The organism is Halorussus caseinilyticus, assembly GCF_029338395.1.
Taxonomy (GTDB): Archaea; Halobacteriota; Halobacteria; order Halobacteriales; family Haladaptataceae; genus Halorussus; species Halorussus caseinilyticus.
Map to the genome: position 1 here is coordinate 1,531,116 of NZ_CP119809.1, position 23,525 is coordinate 1,554,640.

Annotated in this window: 22 protein-coding genes; 14 read left to right on the plus strand and 8 right to left on the minus strand. The window is 63.0% G+C overall.

Annotation, left to right across the window (positions count from 1 at the left end; translation table 11 throughout):
• Window positions 1–13 precede the first annotated feature (13 nt).
• From P2T60_RS07650 to P2T60_RS07660, 3 genes are all read left to right on the plus strand, one after another.
• Window positions 14–484 (plus strand): metal-sulfur cluster assembly factor, encoded by a 471-nt coding sequence (locus P2T60_RS07650; RefSeq protein ID WP_337250846.1) that lies wholly within the window; start codon window positions 14–16, stop codon window positions 482–484.
• Between the two features lie 2 nt (window positions 485–486).
• Window positions 487–657, plus strand: coding sequence for a 1,2-phenylacetyl-CoA epoxidase subunit PaaE (paaE, locus tag P2T60_RS07655; protein ID WP_276281962.1), 171 nt, complete (start codon window positions 487–489; stop codon window positions 655–657).
• A gap of 229 nt (window positions 658–886) precedes the next feature.
• Entirely contained in the window at window positions 887–4,678 is a 3,792-nt protein-coding gene (locus tag P2T60_RS07660) for a carboxypeptidase-like regulatory domain-containing protein (protein ID WP_276281963.1), read from the plus strand.
• A 283-nt stretch (window positions 4,679–4,961) separates the two neighbouring features.
• On the opposite strand, the gene P2T60_RS07665 is transcribed toward P2T60_RS07660, so the two are convergent.
• Complete coding sequence (locus tag P2T60_RS07665; RefSeq protein WP_276282184.1) at window positions 4,962–5,366, minus strand: methylated-DNA--[protein]-cysteine S-methyltransferase; 405 nt, start codon at window positions 5,364–5,366, stop codon at window positions 4,962–4,964.
• Between the two features lie 38 nt (window positions 5,367–5,404).
• A complete protein-coding gene (locus tag P2T60_RS07670; protein WP_276281964.1) occupies window positions 5,405–5,755 on the minus strand; it encodes an Hsp20/alpha crystallin family protein in 351 nt (116 codons plus the stop codon).
• Between the two features lie 116 nt (window positions 5,756–5,871).
• On the opposite strand from P2T60_RS07670, the gene P2T60_RS07675 reads away from it, so the two are divergent.
• The 3 genes from P2T60_RS07675 (at window position 5,872) to P2T60_RS07685 (ending at window position 7,644) form a co-directional block, all read left to right on the plus strand.
• The gene (locus P2T60_RS07675) at window positions 5,872–6,636 is read left to right on the plus strand and encodes an enoyl-CoA hydratase/isomerase family protein (RefSeq protein ID WP_276281965.1); all 765 of its coding nucleotides are present in this window, start codon (window positions 5,872–5,874) and stop codon (window positions 6,634–6,636) included.
• Between the two features lie 48 nt (window positions 6,637–6,684).
• Window positions 6,685–7,071: a DUF8062 family protein gene (locus tag P2T60_RS07680; RefSeq protein ID WP_276281966.1), complete on the plus strand. Its 387-nt coding sequence runs from the start codon at window positions 6,685–6,687 to the stop codon at window positions 7,069–7,071.
• Window positions 7,072–7,284: 213 nt separating this feature from the next.
• On the plus strand, window positions 7,285–7,644 hold the full coding sequence (locus P2T60_RS07685; protein ID WP_276281967.1) for a hypothetical protein: 360 nt from the start codon (window positions 7,285–7,287) through the stop codon (window positions 7,642–7,644).
• 77 nt (window positions 7,645–7,721) lie between these two features.
• Here P2T60_RS07685 and P2T60_RS07690 read toward each other — a convergent pair whose 3' ends face one another.
• Window positions 7,722–8,603, minus strand: coding sequence for an amidohydrolase family protein (locus tag P2T60_RS07690; RefSeq protein WP_276281968.1), 882 nt, complete (start codon window positions 8,601–8,603; stop codon window positions 7,722–7,724).
• A gap of 127 nt (window positions 8,604–8,730) precedes the next feature.
• Here P2T60_RS07690 and P2T60_RS07695 point away from each other — a divergent pair, with 127 nt between their 5' ends.
• Window positions 8,731–11,649, plus strand: coding sequence for an N-6 DNA methylase (locus P2T60_RS07695; RefSeq protein WP_276281969.1), 2,919 nt, complete (start codon window positions 8,731–8,733; stop codon window positions 11,647–11,649).
• Between the two features lie 30 nt (window positions 11,650–11,679).
• Here the strand turns inward: P2T60_RS07695 and P2T60_RS07700 are convergent, their stop codons facing one another.
• A complete protein-coding gene (locus P2T60_RS07700) occupies window positions 11,680–12,153 on the minus strand; it encodes a MaoC/PaaZ C-terminal domain-containing protein (RefSeq protein ID WP_276281970.1) in 474 nt (157 codons plus the stop codon).
• A 471-nt stretch (window positions 12,154–12,624) separates the two neighbouring features.
• Between P2T60_RS07700 and P2T60_RS07705 the strand changes: the two genes are divergently transcribed.
• The 3 genes from P2T60_RS07705 to P2T60_RS07715 all read left to right on the plus strand — a co-directional run bounded on the left by P2T60_RS07705 (window position 12,625) and on the right by P2T60_RS07715 (window position 15,252).
• Complete coding sequence (locus P2T60_RS07705) at window positions 12,625–13,026, plus strand: PaaI family thioesterase (RefSeq protein WP_276281971.1); 402 nt, start codon at window positions 12,625–12,627, stop codon at window positions 13,024–13,026.
• Between the two features lie 131 nt (window positions 13,027–13,157).
• Entirely contained in the window at window positions 13,158–14,477 is a 1,320-nt protein-coding gene (locus P2T60_RS07710) for a DUF8130 domain-containing protein (RefSeq protein WP_276281972.1), read from the plus strand.
• A gap of 73 nt (window positions 14,478–14,550) precedes the next feature.
• Entirely contained in the window at window positions 14,551–15,252 is a 702-nt protein-coding gene (locus tag P2T60_RS07715) for a LiaF transmembrane domain-containing protein (protein WP_276281973.1), read from the plus strand.
• Between the two features lie 63 nt (window positions 15,253–15,315).
• Here the strand turns inward: P2T60_RS07715 and P2T60_RS07720 are convergent, their stop codons facing one another.
• The 4 genes from P2T60_RS07720 to P2T60_RS07735 all read right to left on the minus strand — a co-directional run bounded on the left by P2T60_RS07720 (window position 15,316) and on the right by P2T60_RS07735 (window position 18,869).
• Window positions 15,316–15,660, minus strand: a complete 345-nt coding sequence (locus tag P2T60_RS07720; RefSeq protein WP_276281974.1) for a hypothetical protein — start codon at window positions 15,658–15,660, stop codon at window positions 15,316–15,318.
• An 83-nt stretch (window positions 15,661–15,743) separates the two neighbouring features.
• The gene (locus P2T60_RS07725; protein ID WP_276281975.1) at window positions 15,744–16,334 is read right to left on the minus strand and encodes a hypothetical protein; all 591 of its coding nucleotides are present in this window, start codon (window positions 16,332–16,334) and stop codon (window positions 15,744–15,746) included.
• Window positions 16,335–16,515: 181 nt separating this feature from the next.
• Window positions 16,516–17,811: a phenylacetate--CoA ligase PaaK gene (paaK, locus tag P2T60_RS07730; protein ID WP_276281976.1), complete on the minus strand. Its 1,296-nt coding sequence runs from the start codon at window positions 17,809–17,811 to the stop codon at window positions 16,516–16,518.
• Window positions 17,812–18,272: 461 nt separating this feature from the next.
• On the minus strand, window positions 18,273–18,869 hold the full coding sequence (locus tag P2T60_RS07735; RefSeq protein ID WP_276281977.1) for a hypothetical protein: 597 nt from the start codon (window positions 18,867–18,869) through the stop codon (window positions 18,273–18,275).
• Window positions 18,870–18,990: 121 nt separating this feature from the next.
• On the opposite strand from P2T60_RS07735, the gene P2T60_RS07740 reads away from it, so the two are divergent.
• The 4 genes from P2T60_RS07740 (at window position 18,991) to P2T60_RS07755 (ending at window position 23,520) form a co-directional block, all read left to right on the plus strand.
• The gene (locus P2T60_RS07740; protein ID WP_276281978.1) at window positions 18,991–20,217 is read left to right on the plus strand and encodes a thiolase domain-containing protein; all 1,227 of its coding nucleotides are present in this window, start codon (window positions 18,991–18,993) and stop codon (window positions 20,215–20,217) included.
• Window positions 20,214–21,719, plus strand: a complete 1,506-nt coding sequence (locus P2T60_RS07745; RefSeq protein WP_276281979.1) for an OB-fold domain-containing protein — start codon at window positions 20,214–20,216, stop codon at window positions 21,717–21,719. Before P2T60_RS07740 ends, P2T60_RS07745 begins: the two co-directional genes overlap by 4 nt.
• 55 nt (window positions 21,720–21,774) lie before the next feature.
• Window positions 21,775–22,314, plus strand: coding sequence for a CBS domain-containing protein (locus P2T60_RS07750; RefSeq protein WP_276281980.1), 540 nt, complete (start codon window positions 21,775–21,777; stop codon window positions 22,312–22,314).
• Window positions 22,315–22,398: 84 nt separating this feature from the next.
• The gene (locus P2T60_RS07755; protein WP_276281981.1) at window positions 22,399–23,520 is read left to right on the plus strand and encodes a pyridoxal phosphate-dependent aminotransferase; all 1,122 of its coding nucleotides are present in this window, start codon (window positions 22,399–22,401) and stop codon (window positions 23,518–23,520) included.
• Window positions 23,521–23,525 lie beyond the last annotated feature (5 nt).

The window sequence follows — 23,525 nt, forward strand, 5'->3', positions numbered from 1 at the left end:
CGGCACCGGCGGGATTCCCGGTCTGGACGACTGCGGGGACCCCGCGCTCTGTGCGTACACCGAGTACGTCGAGGGCGAGGAAGTCGAGGAACTGCCAGCGACCGGCGAGGGAGCGGAGGGCGTCGAAGCCGACGTGTGGGACGCCCTCTACGGCGTCGAGGACCCCGAGATGCCCGTCTCCATCGTGGACCTCGGTCTCATCTACGGCGTGGAGGTCACGGAACGAGTGGACAGCGAGGCTCCGGAGGAGTCTCGTAGAGGCGGTGAAACCGCCGGAAGCTACCACGCCGAGGTCCTGATGACGCTGACCTACTCGGGGTGTCCCGCCCGCGACATGCTGACCGACGAGGTGGAGCGTTCCGTCGCGGGCGTCTCCGGCGTCGAGTCGGTGGACCTGCGACTCGTCTGGAGTCCCGAGTGGTCCATCGAGATGGTGACCGAACAGGGCAGAGACGACCTGAACGACTTCGGCCTGAGCATCTGACCATGAACCGACGACCAGACCCCAGCGTCGAGACTTCGGGCGAGGACCGCGGGGCCGAGTGCCCCTACTGCGGTTCGACCGAAACCGAACGCGAACATCCCAAAGGCCCGTCGCTCTGCCGGTCGATGCACTACTGCAACGACTGCGAGCAACCCTTCGAGAAGTTCGAGTAACCGGGAGACTCGGCGTCGCGCCGTCCGCGGACGGCGCGACGCCGAGAAATATTTTCTGCCGTTTTGGAATCGTATATATTGTTTTTAGAAACAAAATTCACCCTGTCAGATAGAGATAATTGTCTTTCGGACGCCCGCGCCGGGCGTAGAGATATAAAACATACGTATAGTATATAAATATAATTTTATAAGTCTTCGTTCGTAATATACTCTCGATTCGCGACGATTCATGACACGAGCGAACACGCAGAACTGGCTCAGAGCCGTCGCTACCCTCGCAGTCGTCGTTCTGACGCTGACGGGTAGCACGCTCGCGCCGGTCGCCACTGCGACGGTACCGGCATCGACAGACCAACGCGCGACCGCAGGGGTCGCGTCCGCGACGACTACCGGAAGTACGGTGACGGTCTCAGGAACCGTCACGAACCCCGACGGAACGACCGCCGGGAACGTCACGCTCCGGTGGTTGACCGAGGACGGCGGCGAGACCGACTTCGTGCAGGTCGTGACCGACCCCGACGGGTCGTACACCGCAACGCTCGAAGCGAACCGTAGCTACCACGCCAAACTCTGGCAGGCCGACCTCTCGGACGTGAACGCGAGCGAGGCGACCAACGTCGCCTACCCGCGCGACGGCGTGGCCGACTTCACCGCGCTGGGATGGCTCAACACCTCCACCAGCGACGTGACGCGGGACTACGCCTTCCCGGTCGGCCACGTTCTCGACGTGACCGTCGAGAACGAGTCGGGCGCGGGCGTCGAGGACGCCTCGGTCGGACTGACCGACCGCGAGGGCACCACCTACTCGTCGGTCTACAGTTACCTCCACCTAGACGGCCTGCCGACCGACGGCGAGGGCCGGATGTCCCATCCCGCGAACGGCTACTCCGGTCTCGAAGTCAACGGCACGACCGACGTGTCGGTCCGCGCGCCCGACGGCACGTCCTACGACGACGAGTACCTCGACCGGACCGTCACGAGCGACCGCAACGTCAACGTGACGCTGACTGCTCAGCAGACGGCCACCGTCTCGGGCACGGTGACGAACCCCGACGGCACGCCCGCCTCGAACGTCACTCTTCGATGGGAGGGCATCGGTGGCACCTCCGGGTTCGCCGAAGTTCTCACCGACGCCGACGGTAGCTTCTCGGCGCAGGTCGACGCGACCGGCGACTACCACGTCACCTACTGGCAGGGCGATACCCAAGCCGGAAACGTCACCTTCCCGCGCGACGGCGTGGCCGACTTCGGCAACCTCGGTCGGGTCGGTGTCCCCGGCGACACCACGGCCGACTTCACGCTCCTGTCCGGTCGGTCGCTGAACGTCACCGTCGAAAACGAGTCCGGCGTCGGTCTCGCCGACGCCTCGGTCGCAGTGTCCGACGAGGACCCGACCACCGAGGAGCGAAGCTACGTCTACGGCTACCGCGACGGCGGCGTCCCGACCGACGCGCAGGGTCGGATGGCCCACCCCGACAACCCCGCTCCGGGTATCGAGGTCAACGGGACCACGCCCGTCTACGTCCGACCGCCCGCCGGGACCGACTACGGTGACAACTACACCGAGTACGACGTGCAGGCACCCCGCGACGAGACGGTCGTCCTCCACGAGACGGCGACCGTCTCGGGCACGGTGACGAACCCCGACGGAACCCCCGCCGCGAACGTCACCCTCGACTGGGAGGACGTGAACGACGCGGCCGACGACCGGCGAGCGCTGACCGACGCCGAGGGTCGCTTCTCGGTCCAACTCCGGGACGCGACCGACTACCGCGTCTCCTACTGGCAGGGCGACATCCGAGCCGGGAACGTCACCTACCCCCGCGACGGCGTGGCCGACTTCGGCAACCTCGGCCCGGTCTCGGTCTCGGGCGACGCCACGACCAACTACACGCTACTGGCGGGTAGCGCGCTGAACGTCACCGTCGAGAACGCGACGGGCGAACCCGTCACCGCCGCCGAAGTCGAAGTCTCTGACACTCACCCCGAGACCGACGAGAAGACCAGTTTCTACGGCTATCGGAGCGGGGACGTTCCGGTGGACGAACGGGGTCGGATGGCCCACCCCGACAACCACGCACCCGGCGTCGAGGTCAACGGCACGACGACGGTCTACGTCGAGGAACCGGCGGGCACCGACTACGGTAGCAACTACACCGAGTTCGACGTGCAGGCACCCCGCGACGAGACCCTGCACCTCTACCGGACGACCACCGTCTCGGGCACCGTCACGAACCCCGACGGCACTCCGGCCGAGAACGTCACCCTCCGGTGGTGGACCGACCAGAACGGTCACGACTTCGAGGAAGTCGTGACCGACGCCGACGGCACCTACACCGCCCAAGTCCGCGAGAACCACGACTACGAAGTGACGACGTGGCAGGCCGACCTCTCGGACGTGGACGCGAGCGAACCCGCCAACGTCGCCTATCCGCGCGACGGCGTGGCCGACTTCGCCGCCCTCGGGTGGCACAACACCACGACGACCGCCGACACGCGGGACTTCACGCTCCCGGTGGGTCACGCGCTGAACGTCACCGTCGAGAACGCGACGGGCGCACCCGTCGAGAACGCCTCGGTCCAACTCGTGGACCGCGGTGGCGGCATCTGGACCTCCGCGTACCACTACCTCCACGAGGACGGACTGCCGACCGACGCGCAGGGTCGGATGTACCACCCGCCCAACTCCGAGGTCGGCTTGGAGGTCAACGACAGCATCGACGTGACTGCCCGACCGCCGTCGGCCAGTCCCTACGAACCCGAGGCGACCGAAGTCACCCTCACCGCCGACCGGGACGTGACGCTCACGGTCGATAGACCCACCCGACTCGACGGCCAGTGGGTCGCCCCCGACGGAAGTCCCGTGGACGACGCGACGGTCCACGTCATCAACTTCTCGACCGGCGTCTTCGAGACCATCGAGACCACCGCCACCGGGAACTTCTCGACGGCGGTCCCCGACGGCACCTACGGCGTCTGGGTCACCGAAGAGACGCCCGGTAACGGCGTCGCCGACGCGTGGATGCGCGAGTCGGTGGCCGTGGACGGACCCACCGACCTCGGCACGCTGACGGTCCCGCGCGGCTATCAGACCACCCTCTACGTCGAGGACCGCGACGGCGGCTCGGTGGACGCCTACGCCGACGTTCGCGGCGGTAACGGCGGGTGGATTTACACCTACGGTCACGGCCGCGCGCTCGACCGACCCTCGGGGTACGACGCCCGAAGCCCCGACCTGACGAACGGAAGCCACGAGACCACCGTGTACGACTCGTGGACCCACGACGTGCTGGACGCCGGGTTCGTCACCGTCGCCGGGTCCGACCGAACCGTCACCCGCACGGTGGACCGATTCAACGGCACGCGCGTCTCCGGTGCGGTCGGCACGGCGGTCGTCCGGGACCTCCAGACCCCGACCGACGACCAGACGGTCCAAGACGTGCTGGACGAGGGAGTCAACGCCAGACTGTTCGTGCTGAACGCGACGACGGACACCGACCTGCACGTCACCGAGCAGTTGCCCGCAGGCTACGAGGCAGACGTGGCGAACCTCACGGCCGACGGGCCGGGTAGCGTCGAGAACGTCACGTTCGCCGACGGCACGCTGTCGTTCGACGTGCGCGGCGAAGTCACCGAGATTCGGTATCGGGCCGTCCCCTCCGGGACGCCCGCCTCGGAAGTCCGATTCGGCGGCGAGTTCGGGACCACGCCGATTGTCGGTGAGACCGCGCTCCCGGCCGAACCGAACGTCGCGGTGTTCGCGCCCGCGGACGGCGGCGTCGTCGGGACCCCGAACCCGACGCTCCGGTTCGTCACGCGACACCCCGACGCCGCGAACGCGACCGACCTCGAATACCGAGTCGATGGCGGCGCGTGGCAGGGACTCGGCGGGACGCCCGCAATCGGCGGCGCGCAGGTCGCCAACCTCGCCGACGGCCAGCACACCGTCACGGTGCGACTCGTCAACGAGAACGGAACGGTCGTCACCGACGCGACGACCTTCACCGTGGACGCGGCGTGACGACGGACTGACGGTCTACTTTTTTCGGTAGTTCACAGAACGAGTCGAGTCGGTGGTACGAAAGGCGGAGCGCGGAGGGCTGGAACTCGATGGCACCGGAACCGCGTCAGATGGCAGGAGCGCGGCTATCGGATGACAGGCGGGTCCGGGCGGCACGGTCATGGACCAGAGTCGCGGCGCAACCGGACGCAACCGCATCTTAGCCATTTTGGACGACCAGCTTAATCGTTATGGCCGTAGTCCGAAAAATATCTAGCGTTGGAACGTCACCGGCGTTGTCGAGTTACGAATCCGTTTCGGTCGGGTGTCCCGCTTCGAGTTCGAGCAGTCGGCGTTTCAGCGCGAGTCCGTCGCCCGCCGAGTACCCGCCGAGCGAGTCCGCCCCGACGACGCGGTGGCAGGGCACGACCAGCGGAACCGGGTTCCGCCCGCAGGCCTGCCCCACCGCGACGGGCGCGGTGTCGAGTGCGTCGGCGAGTTGGCCGTAGGTCCGGGTCTCGCCGTAGGGAATCGCGCGCATCTCGGCCATCACGTCGCCCGCGAAGTCGTCGGGCAGGCGAACCGAGAGTTCGAAGTTTCGGCGGTCGCCCGCGGCGAACTCCGCGAGTTGCTCGCGGAGTTCGCCCTCCGGGGCCGCGACGTAGCGTTCGTCGAGTTCGACGGTCCGACCGAACAGTTCGACGTTCATCGGTCCGACGAGGGCGGGCGTGACCTTCGGGTTTTCGGTCACTCCACCTCGACCGAACGGCGGCGCTGGCGCTTGCGGAGCGTGATTCGGAGCTGGCCGTTTAAATACTCCGCGTCGGTCCGCTTCTCGTCGACTCGCTCGGGCAGGCGGACGATTCTGGTGATTGGGCCGTGTTCTCTGGCCCGGCGCGCGAACGCGCCTCCGGTTTCGCTCTCGCCTTCCGGGTCCACGAGTATCTGGACTCGGCTCTTCTTGACGCGCACGTCAACGTCCTGCTTGCGAATCCCCGGCAGGTCGGCGGTCACGACGTAGTCGTCGCCCCGGTCGGCCACGTCCACGTCGATGGTCGGTCTCGGTCGCGTGTCGCTCGGTCGTCGCTTGCGTGACATTCGTTCCCCCGGTCTCTGGGCGACGCCCTCGTGCTTAAACGCTCGGCCGGTCGAGTTCTCGCCGGACCTCGGTCGGAGTGAGGTATCCTTATCGTGGTGGGCCGGGACGGTGAAACATGGACATCTCAGACGACGACGGTATCCGAACCGTCACGTTCGACCGCCCCGAGGTGATGAACGCGTTCACGCCCGAAATCGCCGCGGAGTTGGCAGACGTGTTCGCCGAGACCGACGCCGACGACCACGACGCCATCGTCCTGACCGGCGAGGGTCCGGCGTTCAGCGCGGGCGGAGACATCGAGTCGATGGCCGACCGAGAGGAGTCGCCCGACGAGGCCTACGACCGCGTCACCGAGACGTTCGGCCGACTCGTGGAGGAGGCCCTCGCCGCCGACGTGCCCATCGTCGCCAAGGTCAACGGGGACGCCGTGGGCGCGGGACTCGCAGTCACCGCGGTCAGCGACTTCGCCTACGCCGTCGAGGACGCGACGTTCAGTTGCGCGTTCGTCCGCGTCGGACTCATCCCCGACACCGGCGGGAGCTTCCTGCTCCCCCGAATCGTCGGACTCCGGACTGCCAAGCGACTCGCCTTCACCGGGGAGTTCTTCGGGGCGGCCGAGGCCGCCGAGATGGGACTGGTCAACGAAGTCGTGGCCGCCGACGAACTCGACGCCACCGTCGAAGACCTGCTGGAGACCCTCCGGAAGCGACCGACGAAGACCATCGGTCTCACCAAGCGCGCCATCCACGAGAACATGGGTCGCGGTTGGCGGGAGGCCCAAGACTACGAGAACGTCGTCCAGTCGCAGGCCTACGCCACCGACGAACACGCCGAAGGCGTCTCGGCGTTCTTGGAGGGCCGAGACCCCGAGTTCGAGTAGCTGGCCGGGAGTGATACACTCAAGGGGCCGGGCGAACTACCGGGCGACGTGTCCGACCGAAACGACGACTGGGACCCCTCCGGCGACCCGACCCGCGGCGACTCGGCCGACGACTTCGACGCGCCGACCGTCTCCTGTGAGCGGTGCGACCGGACGTGGGACCTCTCGACGGAGTTCGACGAGTTGGGCGTCGGCAACCACGCCGTCGAACAGTTCGCTCTCGACCACAAGCGTCACACCGGCCACTTCCCCGACGACATCCGGACGTGGCGCGCGACGTGCCGGAACTGCCCGGAGGCTGCCGAGCGACTCGCCAACGACGCCGCGACTCGGTGGGCCGAGACTCACGCGCGACACACCCGCCACGAAGTCGAGATTCGACACGCGAGAAGCGACGAGACGACTGTCGTCACCGACGACGAGTCGTCCTCGTAGTCCGACTGCGCTCTTCCCGAACGTCTCGTACCGGGACGCGCGCTACGGACAAAAATCGCGGTTTCCAGTGGTCTGTCGCTTTCGGGAAGTAACCTGACTGGAAGTTGCTTGAATTTACCCCCTAACAGGTATATATTTCTATTGGCAGAATTCTTATTTATGAATACGATAGAAAGTTACTTGCGTGCGAGCCAATCGCACGCGTGACTTACCATGAATGGAACGACGCGACTCCTCGTCGTCGGAATCATGCTCGTCTCGGCGCTCGGGTTCGCGGCTTCGCCCGCAGCAGCTAGTAGTGACGCCGGTCCGATTACGGCCGACGCTCCCACCACGGCCAAGGCCCCCATCACGGGTCACGGTCCCATCACAGGGAACGCGCCCATCACGGGTAACGCGCCCATCACCGCTAAGGCCCCCATCACGGGTCACGGTCCCATCACAGGGAACGCGCCCATCACGGGTAACGCGCCCATCACGGCCAAGGCCCCCATCACGGGTCACGGGCCTATCACGGGTAGCGGACCTATCACGGCCGACGGTCCGATTACGAACAGTCCCATCACGGCCTAACGAGGCCGAACGAGACGTTCGGCCGGACCGGTACTCGGATTCGAACTTTTTTGACCGACGACTGCGGCGTCAGTCGGTCACAGTCCGAGGAAGGATTCGGCGTTCTCCCAGAGAATCTTCCGCTGGACTTCCTCGGGGAAGTCGAGTTCCTCGAACTGGTCTAGCCACGGCGCGGGTTCTATCATCGGGTAGTCGGTACCGAACATCACCTTGTCCTTCAGAAGACTCTTCGCGTAGTGGAGAACTTGGTCGTCGATGTACCGGGGCATCCACCCCGAGAGGTCCATGTAGACGTTGCCCTTCTGCTGGCAGATGGCGAGTTGCTCTTTCTCCCACGGGAAGGCGGGATGGGCGATGAGAATCTGGAGGTCGGGGTGTTCGGCGGCCACGTCGTCTATCAGCATCGGGTTGCCGTGCTTGATTTTGAGTCCGCGCCCGCCCGGTGCGCCCGCCCCGAGCGTGGAGTTGCCGCCGTGGAAGACGACGGGGACGCCGAGGTCCTCGATGGTCGCAAATAGCTCCTCGTGTTCGGGGTCGCTCGGGTCGAAGCCCTGCGCGATTTGCTGGAACTTGAACCCCGAGAGGTCGAGGTCCTTCACGGCGCGTTCGGCCTCCTGCACGCAGTCGTCCTTGAGGGGGTCCACGCTGGCGAACCCGACGAAGAAGTCGTCGTACTCGTCGCGGACCTCCGCCACGTAGTCGTTGGGCACCGGCGGGTTGCCGGTGTTGGTCTCGGCGTCCCACCCCAAGAGAACGGTCTTCCCGATACCGACCTCGTGGTACTCCTCGATGAGCGAGTCGTAAGTGTCGGTCTCGATAGAGGTGCCGAACTTCTCGGCGGCGTCCTCCATCATGAGTCCGCCCGCGTCGTGGAGGAACTCCTCGGTGGGTTGGTGGCAGTGAGTGTCGATGATGGGGTTGTCGTCGGGATGGTCGGCTACTACGTCGAGTTTGGGCATGGAGTGGTGTTCGTGGAGTGTGGTGAAAAATCGTGCGAAGGATGTCTGTGAACCCCGTAAAACGGCGTATAATTACATTTTAAATAATATAATAACTATTATATAAAAGAGAAAATTTTATTTGAATATGAAAGAAGCAGATGTTCACTTCGAATTTTATCGACATCTTCAAAACGCAATTGAAGAGAAACCCAGTAGAGGGAACATCACGTATTCTAAAGTTAGTCCTGAACACGCTCGTAACATCAATGGACGTGCAGACATCGTGGTATTTAACCACGATGATGACCCCATTTTCGTAATTGAAGCAAAACGACCCGGTGGTGGTCGAGACATCGACCCATTCGCACCAACGGTCATCCGCCAAGCATTCGCTTACGCAGGTAGCCTCGGGGCACCCTTCTTTTGCACTTACAACGGTAATCGACTCGTCATCTTCGACGCTTTCACGCAGGGCGTTCCTCTTCTCCAGCGAAGCACTAAATCGTATGAAATTAGCGACCCGAAAGAGTTCGCCAACACCCTTCTTGACGAAATTAGCCGATTGCATAGCGGTGACGAAAACTGGGACTCGCTGGACGCCTTCTTTATTGAACGGATTCGGGCCTTACATGGATTCATCGCGCCTGAACTCGAGAAAACTGTCAAGAGCGAACTCAAGAACGATGATGCATTCCGCGAATCGTTCTTCGAGTGGACTGATAAACAAAACATAGATTGGGAAGAATCTTCGACTTCCCTCAAAGAAGAAATCATCGCCGAATTTAGCGAACAATCCGCTTACCTTCTTATCAACAAAATTCTCTTTTACAAGATGTTAGAACAAAGCACGGCATATCATAGTGAAATTAACCCGCTTGACGTTCGTCGTTCGTATCTCCGTGAAGACCTAAACGAACACTTCGAGACCGTTGTTGACAATATCGACTTCGAAGCAGTCTACGAACACGATGACGTTTATAGCGAAATCCCACTTGGCCGTGTCGAAGAGCGAGTCCGAGATTTCATTCTCGAGCTCGAAGAACGGGACCTCACAGGGTTCAATTCCGACGTAATCGGTCGTATCTACGAACAGGTGATTCCGATTGACCGTCGTCGAGAATACGGCGAGTATTATACACCACCTGCAGTCACTGACCTCATTACTCGCCTCACTATCAATTCTGGCTCGGATGACATACTCGACCCAGCATGTGGGTCCGGTGGATTCCTTATCTCTGCCTACGACCGACTTAAGTCCCAACTCGCCGAACCAGCGGGAAGCCACGAACGCATCCTCAATCAAATCTACGGCGTAGAAACCAACCGCTTTCCCGCCCATCTCTCTGCTATCAATCTTGCAATTCAAGACCTCGATTCCTACACTGAAGACGTTAACATCAAGATACGGAACTTCTTCGACGTGAAAGGTTACACCGAGTTTGGTGGGGAATCAGCAGGAACGAGTGGTACCGAAAAGGAGGATGCGTACACCGACGACCAACTCGGAGGATTTGACGCGATTATCGGCAACCCGCCATACATAAGACAGGAGATGATTTCTGACAAAGATACGGTCAGAGAGCATCTCGAAAACGGTGATGTTGATGCGGGATACCTTTCGAAGCGTTCCGACATTTACTCTTACTTCGTCACACACGCAACTGAGTTCCTCGCAGATGGTGGGAAGCTGAGTTATATTACGTCTGACCGTTGGCTTGACACCAACTACGGAGCGGACCTACAACAGTTCATGCTTGAACAGTACTGTATAGATGCCGTCATCCGATTTGACCGGCAAGCGTTTGACGATGCACTCGTTGGTTCTACGATTTTCGTTCTTACTAAGGAACCCAATTCGGAACTCCGTGACGAGAACGTTACCAAGTTCCTTCGTGTTCGGCGTGGGATGGATGTCGAAGAAATTGCAGGTCTCGTAGAAGAAGAGTGGGACGCGAATCAGTTGGTAAAGAACGAACAGTATCGCTTAGTGACACAGCCACAACACGCACTTAAAAACCAAGATAAGTGGAACCGGTATTTCATCGCCCCCACACTTTACTTCGAACTGGAAAAGACTCCCAATACAACCCGACTCGGGGAAGTCGCAGACCTCAGTTACGGTATCAAAAGCGGTGCTAACAAGTTCTTTATCGGCCGGACCGAAGAGATGAACGACCTCGGTCTCGAACCGTACACCCGCCCACTACTGAAAGCGAGCGGACAGGTTCGACAAGTTTCGTTCGAAGGTGAACAGGCCAAAGAGTGGGTGATTCTCGACATTCACGACCTCGTTGAGAAAGCCCGGAAGGAGTCGGACAACTTTATGAACGACGACCCGGCAGAGCGAGTAAAGAACTGGTTCGAAGAAAACGGCTATGAGTTACTTCACGAGTACATCGTGTGGGGTGAGCAACAAGGGTACGATACGAACGCAACTTGCGAACGACGAGACATTTGGTACGACCTCGGTGAGATGGATGTCGCGCCGATGCTCATCCCTCGATTTGCGTGGCGAGAAAACGTCGTTCTCTGGAACACTGAAGATGGTGTCGGTACGACCCAGTTCTACAATATCGAACCGAACAGCACAGCAGATTATCGCTTGCTATGTGCGTGCTTGAATTCCCGTCTTGCGTGGCTCTCACGGGAAATCGAAGGAAGGCAAGCAGGTGGGCAAGGAATGACTCGCTCAGAAGTCAAAGTATACGAGGCCAACTCGATTCTACTCCCAAAAATATCTGAAATTAGTCAAAGTAAGCGAGACGCAATTCTCGATGCCTTCGAGGAACTACTAAAGGCCGAGAAAGAACTCGGCGGAGAGACTGATTCAGAAAAGCTCGAAGCAGAACGGGATGTACTAGATAAAGCGGTCATGACCGCAATTGGGTTCGAAGGACGAGTCAAGGAATTAAAAAGAGCAGTCGAGGCGTTAGTCGAACTGCGTGAGCGCGAGGCAGGTGACGAAACAGAGGTTCTCGTCGAGGACACTACTAGCGAAACCGAAGTTATCGACCTTGCAGGTGTCTCCGAAATGCATGAGAGTACGACGTTAGAGGATTTCTGAATTAAAATACCGGCGGCTACGTATGGCCAACTACGCGTCGTCCGCCTCTTCTTTCTTAATCAGGAACTTCATGTCACCCTCGAACACGACGGTATCCTCCTGATTCGTCATCACGGTATCAATCACGACGAGTCCGGCGTCGTCCCGACTGGAAATGTCCTTCGTCTCCACGACTTCCATGTCGAGGCTGATGGTGTCGTCCATGTGGACCGGGTTCGGGATGTCCATGTAGTTCATCCCGAGGAACGCCAGCACCGTGCGCTCTAGAATGCCGGTGCGGTAGACGAATCCGGTCGCCAGCACGAACGTCATCGGGCCGTGGGCCACGCGCTCGCCGAAGTACTCCTCTTCGGCGTACTCCTTGTTGGTGTGGAGTTCGGTCCAGTCGCCCGCGAACGCCGAGTGCATCACGAAGTCGTACTCGGTGACGGTCCGACCGACGCTCTCGAAGGTCTGGCCCTCCTCGAAGTCCTCGAAGTGGTGGGGCGTGTAGCTGTAGGGCATATTTCGGGGTTCGCCCGGTGGCGATAAAATTCTATGGTATTTCGGGTGCAGGCGACTAGTTGCTCTGGGGTTGTGGGTTTCGGGAACGGGTGAGTGCTTGGCGTCACGGAAGACGACGCTACGCTGGAGACTGACGTGAGACGCTAGTTCTAGACTTGAGCCAATCATACCGCAACCGCACCGCCACCGCGGGCCACACGCCTCCCCAACCGATTGAGCTACTCGGCCTCCGGCCTGCGTTGCTCATCCACCGTCGGAAGCGAGTTCCGACGAGCCTGCACTCACGTCCGTTCGCGCAGACCACGCGCGGATGGGCGCGACCCGGAGTCGGATACATCGGTCGGCGCGCTTTCGGAACGAGCGTTCCGGTCCGAATAACTATATATGTCTTAAACATGAAGAGACAATTTCCTCAGCATTATTATCATTGCTACGACCAAACTATAAGTATTCGTCGCGTCAATTACGGCCATGACCGATATTCCGGACGACCGCCGCGAGCGAATCGCCGCCGACCCCTTCTGCGAGAAACTGGGCGTCGAGTTGGCCGAACTCGGTCCCGGCACCGCCACGACCGAGTTGACAGTCACCGACGACCTGCTCAACTTCCACGGCACGCCCCACGGCGGCGCGATTTACTCGCTCGCGGACGCCGCGTTCGCGGCCGCGTCCAACAGCGAGGGCGACGCCGCCCTCGCGATGGAGACCAACATCTCCTACTACGAGACCGTCGAAGTCGGCGGGACGCTGACCGCCGACGCCGAGCGAATCCACCGGCGGGGTCGAACCGCCTCCTACCGCGTCGCCGTCACCGACGAACGTGGCGACGAAATCGCCACCTTCCGCGGCCGGGTGTACCTCCCCGGCGAATGAACGGCGGGCGAGCGACTGCCGGACGTGAGTGTCGGGCGAGCGACCGTGGGCGGTCGCTCGCCCGACGGCGCGACACCAGTTTTCTACTTCAATTCATGCATATTTTTGAACCCCGAGTGTCATCAACCGGTATGAAACGCCGCCCGTTCCTCCACCTCGCGGTCGGCGCGGCCGCGGCGACCGCCGGTTGCTTGGGCCGGTTCGACACCGACGCGAGACCGGCCGACGCGACGGTCTCGCCCACTGCCACGACTCGGATGGCGGCCGCCGACGAGTCGGGCGACGACGCCGCCCTCTCGGTCGCTGGCGTCGAGACGTTCGACTACGTGGTTCGCCTGAACGACCTCGGCGACGACCCCGGCGGCGGCGTCACCGCGTTCTCGGACTTGACCGACCGCCAGCGCGAAGTCGTCGCTACCGCCATCGACGGGACCTACCGGACCCGAGACCCGGCGATGTGGCTTCGCAAATTCGCCAGCGGGACTCCGTTCGTGGAACGCGACGCGACCTACTACCGACTCGAAGACACCTTCCCGACCTACCGCGTCACCGCGAAGTCCGCCGCCGAGTCCGACGTGTCCGGCGAAGTCGCCAGTTACGACGAGTACGAACGGGCCGTCACCCACGACGGCTACGTCACCAGCGGTCTCTTGGGAATCGCTCGCCGGGAGGGAATCGAGTTGAGTTACGTCTGGCCGTCGCTCCGGGAGTTCTTCGAGACCTACGACGCCGTACGCTACCACGGCGAAGTCGTCTCATTCTCGGTCGAAGTCACCGACTCCGGCCCGCCCTACGAGATGTCGGCGACCGAGGTGCCGGTCTCGAAGGCGGTCGGCGGGTCGGTGTGGAACGCCAGCGCGGAGTCCGAGCGGACTCGCCGACTCGTCCGGCGCGCGGGTCGCGCCCGCGGCGCGTACGGGTTCGACCGCGCACCCGCGGGCCTGCTCGCGGCCCTCCGGTCCCACGAGTACGTCCGCCTCGACGACACCTTCTACACGACCTACGTCGAGAAGCGCGACCCGGTTCCGGTCTCGGTGTCGGCCGAGGTCCGCGACGGCCGTCTCCGCCTCGCGCTCCGCAACGACGGAGACGCCGACGTTCGCCTCTCCAGCGGCGTACCCCGACCGTTCGGCGTCGTCCGCTGTCGCCCGGCGGACGCGCCAGACTCCTCGGCGCACCGCCTGCTCTGGACCGACGCCTACGCCGACAGCGACCACGTTCGGACCGACGGCCGCCGAATCGCGTCGGTCAACGACCTCGCCCTCGTCTCGACGCTCGGTCCCGGCGAGTCGGTCGCCGAGACCTACGCGGTCCCGGCCGACCTCCCGCCCGGCGAGTACGCCGTCGAGAGTTCGCTCGGCGTGCGGAGCGACGGCGGCGATGGCGAGAGCGACGGAGAAAGCGACGGCAGTTCGACGGTCCGGTATCGCGTCACGTTCTCGGTCGCGTGACGCTCACTGGCACGGTTCTCGCCCGACGAGAATCCGCGAGTAGGGTTATATCTCTCTTGGTCGTACTACAAGTATGGCTACAGAAACCAAATCCCGAAACCTCGGTCGCAGACCCGCAAGCCAGACCATCTTCGGCGCGCTCGTCGTTCTCATCGGCGTCTTGCTCCTGTTGGACACGACCGGCGTGTTCGACACCGGCGCTCTGCTGACCTACGTCCCGTCGCTGTTCGTTCTCGTCGCGCTGTACGCGATGGTCGCCAGCGAGTTCCGGAACGTCGCCGGACCGCTCGTCGTCGCCCTGCTCGCGGGCGGGTCCCAACTCGTCGCGCTCGGCGTCGTCGAGTTCGCGGACCTCGCCCCGCTCTGGCCGGTGTTCGTCATCGCGTTCGGTCTCTCGGTCGTGCTGGCGCGCTACCGCGCTCGCGCCCACACGGTCCCCGACGACTACGTGTCGGCGCTGGCGCTCTTCGGCGGGAGCGAGAAGCGTTCGACCTCGAAATCCTTCGCGGGGGCCGACCTCACCGCCCTCTTCGGCGGCGCGGAACTCGACCTGCGTGACACCGAACTCACCGACAGACCGGCGCAGGTGTCGGCGACGGCCCTCTTCGGCGGCATCGACGTGGTGGTGCCCCGCGACTGGAACGTCCGGGTGGACGTGCTTCCGGTCTTCGGCGCGGCCGAGGACGACCGACCCCGCCGCGAGGAGGAGAGCGAGGACGTGGACCTCGTGGTGACGGGGTTCGTCGCCTTCGGCGGAATCAGCGTGACGGACTGATTCCCCGCGAAGTCCGAGGGAAAGTCTACGTTTTACCCGTGTCAACTCATTTATAACTGTTCCTTAGGGGCTATCACCATCTCGTTGGTCCCACTCGTCGTCTTTTTCGCTGTTAATTCGGGGCAAATCTCGTGGCTGGATGGAGTCACGATTCTGCGTCAAAGCGCGTTTCCGTGCGGTGCTAACCATACCAATAACTTCTTCATTTAGTTCAGCAACAAACTCGTCTGTCGTTGCTACATCCTCAAGTAAGTCTTCTAAAGCACTTGTATCAATCACTTGTTGGTCCACTCTGTTTTCGTCTACTTGATTGCCCACCCCGATTTCACCATTTCCGTCATCTTGCTCGTCATCTACGATATCTTCGTCAAGTTGGTCCCAGTCATCGTCATCCCCATTATTATTCATCAATGTTTGTCTTATAGGTCGGGATACTTGCTCGTTTTTGCTGTTTGACTATATTTTGGGAGCAGACGTGATATCTAGAAACACTAAAAGAATTTTTTGTCCCTCCGACTTTCTTGCAAAAATTTGGTTCTTTCACGGCCGTAGTATGATAAGACGGGTATAATAATGATACTCACTATATCGAGAATAGGATACGTATCAATTTTCGTAATGGCTGGAAATGCCGAGGTAGCAAAGAATAACAGCCCGGCGAAGGCTGCCCATATAGATCTATTTAAGTTCTTAGTCATATCTTTCTTTACTTTATTATTCCGGTCAATCCACTTTTCATATTTCAACGCTAGTTTATTGTAGTACGCTTTAGATCCCATCTCCAATGCTTCTTTCGCACCTTTTGGATTTAGGCCAATATATCTGTCATTAGATGTTAATGTCTGCGCGCAGTAATAAATCGAGACGATAATGGAGATAATTCCACTAAATATTAACAACGTAGCTTGCTGTGAGCCTGCGAGTCCGGTTACTAACCCTGTAAGCACGAGATCTGCGGAAAGAATTGTTGCCGCCCGGTCGCGAATATGATTCCGACTATTTAGATTATGGGTAAACGTATTGTTAAGTTCGTTTCTTATCGATTCTGCTTTCTCCGGGTTATGGCCTTCATCCTCCCTCATTGAGCCTTGAAATACCAGACCTATCCACAAAGGTTGTTCGCTTTACAGCTCTATTTGCCAGAATCTATAAACTTCTCTAACACAGGATCGGAATGAAGAGTTATTTAAATGTTTTTTTTTGATATTGAATTTCTTAGAATTAGGTGATTTAAAGGCCAGCTGAGACCTAAGATATCGTCGATTACTCCTCGTCGCGGTGGTCGAACACGCGCTTGACCTTCCCCGTCTCGGTCCGGTCCACGACGCCGGGACCGACGACTTCGATTTCGTCGGGTTTGACTTCCAGCGTCTCCTCCAGTTCGTTCCGGATGTCACGCTCCAGTTCCTCGTGAGTGCCCTCGTAATCCTCGGTGTACTCGACGGTGAGTTCCATCGTGTCGAGGTTGCCCTTCCGGTAGAGGTCGATGCGGTAGTGGGGCGCGACGTGTTCGATGTCCACCATGACCTCCTCGATTTGGCTCGGGTAGACGTTGACCCCGCGGACGATGATGAGGTCGTCGGTCCGGCCGGTCACGTTGTCCATCCGGACGACGGTCCGCCCGCAGTCGCACTCGTCGTAGGTCAGCGAAGTCATGTCGCCGGTCCGGTACCGGAGGACCGGCAGGGCCTGCTTGGTCAGCGAGGTGACGACGAGTTCGCCCTCCTCGCCCTCGGGAAGGGGTTCGCCGGTCTGGGGGTCCACGACTTCGGGGTAGAAGTGGTCCTCCCAGACGTGGAGTCCGTTCTGGACCTCCTCGCACTCGATGGAGACGCCCGGCCCGATGATTTCCGAGAGACCGTACACGTCCACGGCGGTCACGTCGAGTGCTTCCTCGATTTCCTCGCGCATGGGGTCGGTGAACGGTTCCGCGCCGATGACGACCGTCGAGAGCGGGAGTTCCTTCGGGTCGATACCGCGCTCCTCGGCGGCCTCCGCGAGGTAGAGGCAGTAGGAGGGCGTACACGACAGCACGTCGCTTTCGAGGTCCTGTAGCATGTCCAACTGCCGGGCGGTGTTGCCCCCGCCGGTCGGGATGACGCAGGCCCCCAACTCCTCGACGCCGTCGTGGAATCCGAGACCCCCGGTGAACAGGCCGTAGCCGTATGCGTTCTGGACGACGTGTTCGGGCCGAACGCCCGCGGCGTACAGCGACCGGGCCATGACTTCGCGCCACACGCCGAGGTCCTCGTCGGTGTAGCTCACGATTTTGGGCTTGCCCGTCGTCCCCGAGGAAGCGTGAATCCGGCACACCTCGTCGTGTTCGACCGCGAACAGGCCGTCCGGGTACTCGTCGCGGAAGTCCTCCTTCGTCGTGAACGGAAGCTTCGACACGTCCTCGACCGATTCGATGTCCTCTGGCGCGACCCCCGCCTCGTCCAGTGCGTCGCGGTAGAAATCGACGTTCTCGTAGGCGTACTCGACGGTCTCGGCGAGTCGCTCGTCCTGCAACTCGCGGAGTTCCTCACGCGGGGCGGTCTCGATGTCGCTGTAGACCATATCGAATAATAATTCGCAAGAAGGGGTCTAAACTGTTTGGTCGTCGTCTCGTCGTGGGGTGGTTACGGCCACCGCGGAATGGTGACGGGAAAGCCTCGGAAGGTTTCTGTTCGCTTCGCATCGCTACCGCCAGAGCTACGGAGAAGAACGTCCAGAAAGCTCCCTCCCGGTCGCGGTCGCTCTGCGGGATATTCTCGCTCGCTCACTCCGTTCGCTCGCTCGAATAGTAGCCCGCAGAAGCGACTGAAGTGAACGCGACTGGGCGGCCCCTTTATCCCCCGTCGATTGGTGAGTCGAGCGTTCGCTGTCGATTGGTGAGTCGAGCGTGTGCCGGTGGACCGTCCGGCCGGTCGCCGAGTCGCGGGCCGTCGGCCCGCGACTCTCCCGCCGTGGGACTCATAAATGCTTCTTTAACAATGATATTTAATACTAAAAGATTCTTTTGCGATTTCTATAGCTCACTATAGTTTGGTCGTCGCGTTGGCCCACGTCCGGTCCGGGCGCTCGTCCTCGCGGAACTGTCCGCACCCGCCGCGGAGCGAACTCGTGTAGCTTCCCGAACATCCGGCCTCCTCGCCGTTCTCGAACCACCGGACGCGGACGCCGTGGGCGTCCGGCAGGACTCCGGCAGGGCTTCCGCCGCTGGTGGTCGCCTCGATGCGGTACTGGACGCCCGTCTCGCAGTCGTCGGTCGTCGCGCTTGCGACTTCACTTGCTTCGCTCGCGTGGGACTCGACGTAGACGCGGAACGTACTCAGGTCCGCGCCCGGCGGCGAGGTGCGTTCGACCCACGCCGAGAGGTCGGCGTCCGGGTCGTCGGTCTCGATAAACGTGACCCGCGTGTACGTGCCGCCGCTGACCGACCCGCGGGCGTAGTTCGCCACCGAGTCCCGACACCCCGCGTCGAGGCGTTCGAGCGACGTGACGCGCATCTCGGAGGGTCCGGTGTGGTCCGAGAAGCCGGGGAGGGCGTTCACCGCGCCGGGTTCGAGGGCGGTGACGGCGAGGGAGACGACGAGTACCGCGAGGAGGGCGTCCTTCGGGTTCGGGGAGTTCACGCGGTGGAACTCGCACGCTCCGGAAATAAACGACGGTGGTGCGTGCCGACCGACGGCGGTCACGACTGCCGAACCGACCGACAACAGCAACTATTTCCTCCGAGACATCCACGCCCTAGCTATGCGCGACGCCTATCTCGTCGGCGCGGCCCAGACCGACTTCGGGTCGTTCCCCGACGAAAGCTACCGGTCGCTGTTCCGCACCGCGTTCGAGGCGGCCCGCGACTCCGTGCCCGCGGGTATGGACTCCGACGACGTGGACGAGGCCGTCGTCGGCACCCTCGGCGTGGGCGGCCGCCAACTGGGTCTGTCCGGACCGGCCGCAACCGAACACGTCGGACTCCACGGCATCCCGACCACGCGAGTCGAGAACGCCTGCGCCGCCTCCGGGTACGCGGTCCGGCAGGCGGTGCAGGCCGTCAGGTCCGGGATGGCCGACGTGGTGCTTGCGGGCGGGGTCGAAATCATGACCGACATGTCCGGCGACGCCACCAAGTACTGGCTGGGCGTCTCGGGCGAGACCGAGTGGGAGCGACTCTCCGGGACCACCTTCGCCGGAGTCTACGCGCAGATGGCCGACGCGCACATGGCCGAGTACGGCACCACGACCGAACAGATGTCCCACGTCGCGGTCAAGAACCACCGCAACGGCGCGAAGAACCCCCACGCCCAACTCGGCTTCGAGTGTTCGCTGGAGGACGCCGAGAACGCCCAGACCGTCGCCGACCCCCTCACGCTCTACCACTGCTGTCCGACCACCGACGGGGCCGCAGTCGCCCTGATTGCCAGCGAAGACGTGGTAGACGAGTACACCGACGACCCCATCCGCGTCGCTGGCGTCGGCGCGGCCAGCGACGCCGTGGGCCTGTTCCAGCGCGATAGCTACACCGGTATCGAGGCCTCCCAGCGCGCCGCCGAGACCGCCTACCGGCGCGCCGGAGTCACGCCCGACGACATCGACTTCGCGGAGGTTCACGACTGTTTCTCCATCGCCGAGATTCTGGCCTACGAGGACTTGGGCTTCTGCGAACCCGGCGAGGGCGGCGAACTCGCCGAGTCCGGAACGACCGCGCTCGACGGCGACCTGCCGGTCAACACCTCCGGCGGTCTCAAGTCGAAGGGCCACCCCATCGGGGCGACGGGGGCCGGACAGGTCGCGGAGGCCTTCAAGCAACTCTCGGGCGACGCCGGGAACCGACAGGTCGAGGACGCGACCCGCGGCCTGACCCACAACGTCGGCGGGAGCGGCGGCGCGGCAGTCGTCCACGTCTTCGAGCGCGAGGCGCGAAGCGCCTCGAACAGTCGAGCGGCGAAGCCGCGAGAGAAGGAGCGGGAGGTGGCGAAATGAATCCCAAAATCGAGGCCGTCGGAGCCTACGCGCCGCGGTTCCGGGTCTCCGCGGAAGCCTTCGAGGAGGCGTGGGGACAGTTCCACGCCGCCGGAGTGAACTCGAAGGCAGTCCCCGACGCCGACGAGGACGCCGTGACGATGGCGTACGAGGCGGCTTCGCGTGCGCTCGACGCGGCCGACCGCGCGGGAGCGGACGTGTCGTTCCTCGCGTTCGCGTCCACGACGCCGCCGCTGGCCGAGGAGGACCTGACCGCCCGACTCGGCGGGATGCTGTCGGTACCCCAATCCGCGACTCGTCACGTCTTCACGGGAAGCACGCGGGCCGGGACGCGGGCGCTCGACGCCGCGCTGTCGGCCGGGCCGTGGGAGCAGGAGGCCGACGACTCGCCGCCCTCCGGCGAGTCGGTCGGCCTCGTCGTCGCCGCCGACTGCCCGCGCGGGCGACCCGACAGCGACGAGGACCACGCCGCCGGAGCGGGCGCGGCCGCGTTCGTCCTCTCGGAGTCCGGCGGGAGTGCGGGCGGGGCAGAGGTCCGCGAACGCGCCGAGTACGCCAGCGAGTACCCCGGCACGCGCTTCCGGCGCGCAGGGTCGGAGGCAGTCGAAGGGCTCGGCGCGACCGGATACGAGCGCCGAGCGTTCACCGAGACGCTGGCCGGGGCAGTCGAGCAGTTAGACCTCGCCGACGCGAGCGAGGTTGACGCCGCGGCGGTCCAAGCCCCGAACGGCAAACTCCCCTACCGCGCGGCGGATGCGCTCGGCGTCGATACCGACCGGATTGGGGCGTGTGCGACCGTCCACGAGTTGGGCGACACCGCCGCGGCGAGCGTTCCGCTCGCGCTCGCTCGCGCGCTCGCGGACGGCGCGGAGACCGTTCTCGCGGCCTCGTTCGGCAGTGGCGCTGGCGCGGACGCTCTGCTGGTCGAGAACGCTGGCGGGGGGAGCGACGCCGACGGAATCCCTTCGTCGCTCGCGCTTGACGACGGCGAATCCGTCAGTTACGCCGAGTACCTCCGTAAGCGCGGCGAGTTGACCTCGGGACCGCCCGACGGCGGCGGCGCGTACGTCAGCGTCCCGTCGTGGCGACGGACCTTGGACCAGCGCCACCGCCTGCTGGCGGGCCGGTGTCCGGAGTGTGGCGGTCTCAACTTCCCGCCCGAAGGTGCCTGCAACGACTGCAAGGCGCTCGTGGACGGCTACGACGAGGTTCGACTCACCGGCGAGGGCACGGTGGAGGCGGCCACGGTCATCTCGCAGGGCGGCGCGCCGCCGGAGTTCGCCGAACAGCAGGCCCAGTCCGGCGACTTCGCCGTCGCGGTGGTCGCACTGGACGGTCCCGACGGCGACTCGGCGAGCGTCCCGGCGCAGGTTGTGGCCGCGGACCCCTCGGACGTGGCAATCGGCGACCCCGTGGAGACGACGATGCGCCGGGTCTACACCCAAGAGGGCGTGACGCGGTACGGGTTCAAGATTCGCCCGCGCGGGCCGGAAGGCGAGTAGGAGCGCCCGGCGCGTAGTCCGAAGGTTTATCTATTACCGGCAGTTATCCGGCCACATGGAGTTACCGACGCCCCAAGACATTCGGGAGCGCCGGACCGAACTCGGCCTGACCCAGAGCGAGTTGGCCGACCGTGCAGGGGTCTCTCAGCCACTCATCGCGCGAATCGAGGGCGGGGACGTTGACCCGCGACTCTCGACGCTCCGGCACATCGTGGACGCACTCGAAGAGTCGGAAGGCGACATCGTTCGCGCGGGCGACCTGATGCACGAGGACGTAGTTAGCGTCGGTCCCGACGACTCGGTGAGCCACGCCGTCTCGAAGATGCAGGAGGAGGGTTTCTCCCAGATGCCCGTCATCGAAAACGGCGTTCCGGTCGGCTCTATCAGCTTCGAGGACCTGATGAGCGTCGGCGAGGACGCCCGCGACCAACCGGTCAGCGAGTTCATGGGCGAGAGCTTCCCCACCAAGTCCCGGACCGCCACGCTCGACGAACTCAGCACCGACCTCGGCCACCACAAGGCCGTCGTCGTCACCGAACGCGGCAACACGGTCGGCATCATCACCGAGGCGGACATCGCGGCGCGGTTGTCGTAGGATTTTCGAGAGGCGGCGTCTGGCGAAATCTGCGGGAACCGAAGAGTATCAAGAATTATCGTACCGGAGCGTCCATTCGCAACCATGACCGAGTTCTCCGACAGAGTAGAGCAGGTGTCGATTAGCGGTATCCGCGAAGTGTTCGAGGCGGCGGGCGAGGACGCCATCAACCTCGGACTGGGCCAACCCGACTTCCCGACGCCCGAACACGCGCGACGGGCCGCAGTCGAGGCCATCGAAGCGGGGAAGGCCGACGCCTACACCTCCAACAAGGGGATACCCGAACTCCGAGAGGCGATTAGCGCGAAGCACGACCGAGACAACGGCTTCTCGGTGCCGCCGGAGAACCTGATAGCGACGGCTGGCGGGAGCGAGGCGCTTCACCTCGCTATCGAGGCCCACGTAGACGGCGGCGAGGAAGTCATCTTCCCCGACCCCGGATTCGTCTCCTACGACGCGCTGACCCGAATCGCCGACGGCGAACCCAAACCGGTCGCGGTCCGCGACGACCTGACTCTGGACCCCGCGGCGGTCGAAGAGGCCATCACCGACGACACCGCGGCGTTCATCGTCAACAGTCCCGCCAACCCGACCGGGGCGGTCCAGACCGAGGAAGACATGCGGGAGTTCGCCCGCATCGCCGACGAACACGACGTGCTTTGCATCTCCGACGAGGTGTACGAACACATCGTCTTCGACGGCGAACACCACTCGCCGATGGCCTACGCCGACTCGGACAACGTGGTCGTGGTCAACGCCTGTTCGAAGACCTACTCGATGACCGGATGGCGACTCGGGTGGGTCGCCGCCAGCGAGCGCCGAATCGAGCGCATGCTCCGGGTCCACGGCTACGTGCAGGCCTGCGCCAGCGCCCCGGCCCAGTACGCGGCGGAGGCGGCGCTCTCCGGCCCGCAGGAACCGGTCGAGGAGATGGTGTCGGCGTTCGAGGAGCGCCGGGACGTGTTGCTCGACGGGTTCGCAGAGATGGGTCTGGACTGCCCGACGCCGCGCGGGGCGTTCTACGCCATGCCGAAGGTTCCCGACGGGTGGGCCGACGAAGTGGTGGACCGCGGCGTCGTGGTCGTGCCCGGCGAGGCCTTCGGCGACCACGGCGAGGGCTACGCCCGCATCTCCTACGCCACCGACATGGAGTCGCTGAAGGAAGCCATCGAAATCATGCGCGAGGCGACGAACGCGGTTCGGTAGGCCGA

Bases quoted from the DNA above. Each gene is read 5' to 3' on its own strand.
- paaE (WP_276281962.1), top strand. From the start codon at position 487: ATGAACCGACGACCAGACCCCAGCGTCGAGACTTCGGGCGAGGACCGC.
- P2T60_RS07660 (WP_276281963.1), top strand. From the start codon at position 887: ATGACACGAGCGAACACGCAGAACTGGCTCAGAGCCGTCGCTACCCTC.
- P2T60_RS07665 (WP_276282184.1), bottom strand. From the start codon at position 5,366: ATGAACGTCGAACTGTTCGGTCGGACCGTCGAACTCGACGAACGCTAC.
- P2T60_RS07670 (WP_276281964.1), bottom strand. From the start codon at position 5,755: ATGTCACGCAAGCGACGACCGAGCGACACGCGACCGAGACCGACCATC.
- P2T60_RS07675 (WP_276281965.1), top strand. From the start codon at position 5,872: ATGGACATCTCAGACGACGACGGTATCCGAACCGTCACGTTCGACCGC.
- P2T60_RS07685 (WP_276281967.1), top strand. From the start codon at position 7,285: ATGAATGGAACGACGCGACTCCTCGTCGTCGGAATCATGCTCGTCTCG.
- P2T60_RS07690 (WP_276281968.1), bottom strand. From the start codon at position 8,603: ATGCCCAAACTCGACGTAGTAGCCGACCATCCCGACGACAACCCCATC.
- P2T60_RS07695 (WP_276281969.1), top strand. From the start codon at position 8,731: ATGAAAGAAGCAGATGTTCACTTCGAATTTTATCGACATCTTCAAAAC.
- P2T60_RS07700 (WP_276281970.1), bottom strand. From the start codon at position 12,153: ATGCCCTACAGCTACACGCCCCACCACTTCGAGGACTTCGAGGAGGGC.
- P2T60_RS07705 (WP_276281971.1), top strand. From the start codon at position 12,625: ATGACCGATATTCCGGACGACCGCCGCGAGCGAATCGCCGCCGACCCC.
- P2T60_RS07710 (WP_276281972.1), top strand. From the start codon at position 13,158: ATGAAACGCCGCCCGTTCCTCCACCTCGCGGTCGGCGCGGCCGCGGCG.
- P2T60_RS07715 (WP_276281973.1), top strand. From the start codon at position 14,551: ATGGCTACAGAAACCAAATCCCGAAACCTCGGTCGCAGACCCGCAAGC.
- P2T60_RS07720 (WP_276281974.1), bottom strand. From the start codon at position 15,660: ATGAATAATAATGGGGATGACGATGACTGGGACCAACTTGACGAAGAT.
- P2T60_RS07725 (WP_276281975.1), bottom strand. From the start codon at position 16,334: ATGAGGGAGGATGAAGGCCATAACCCGGAGAAAGCAGAATCGATAAGA.
- paaK (WP_276281976.1), bottom strand. From the start codon at position 17,811: ATGGTCTACAGCGACATCGAGACCGCCCCGCGTGAGGAACTCCGCGAG.
- P2T60_RS07740 (WP_276281978.1), top strand. From the start codon at position 18,991: ATGCGCGACGCCTATCTCGTCGGCGCGGCCCAGACCGACTTCGGGTCG.
- P2T60_RS07745 (WP_276281979.1), top strand. From the start codon at position 20,214: ATGAATCCCAAAATCGAGGCCGTCGGAGCCTACGCGCCGCGGTTCCGG.
- P2T60_RS07750 (WP_276281980.1), top strand. From the start codon at position 21,775: ATGGAGTTACCGACGCCCCAAGACATTCGGGAGCGCCGGACCGAACTC.
- P2T60_RS07755 (WP_276281981.1), top strand. From the start codon at position 22,399: ATGACCGAGTTCTCCGACAGAGTAGAGCAGGTGTCGATTAGCGGTATC.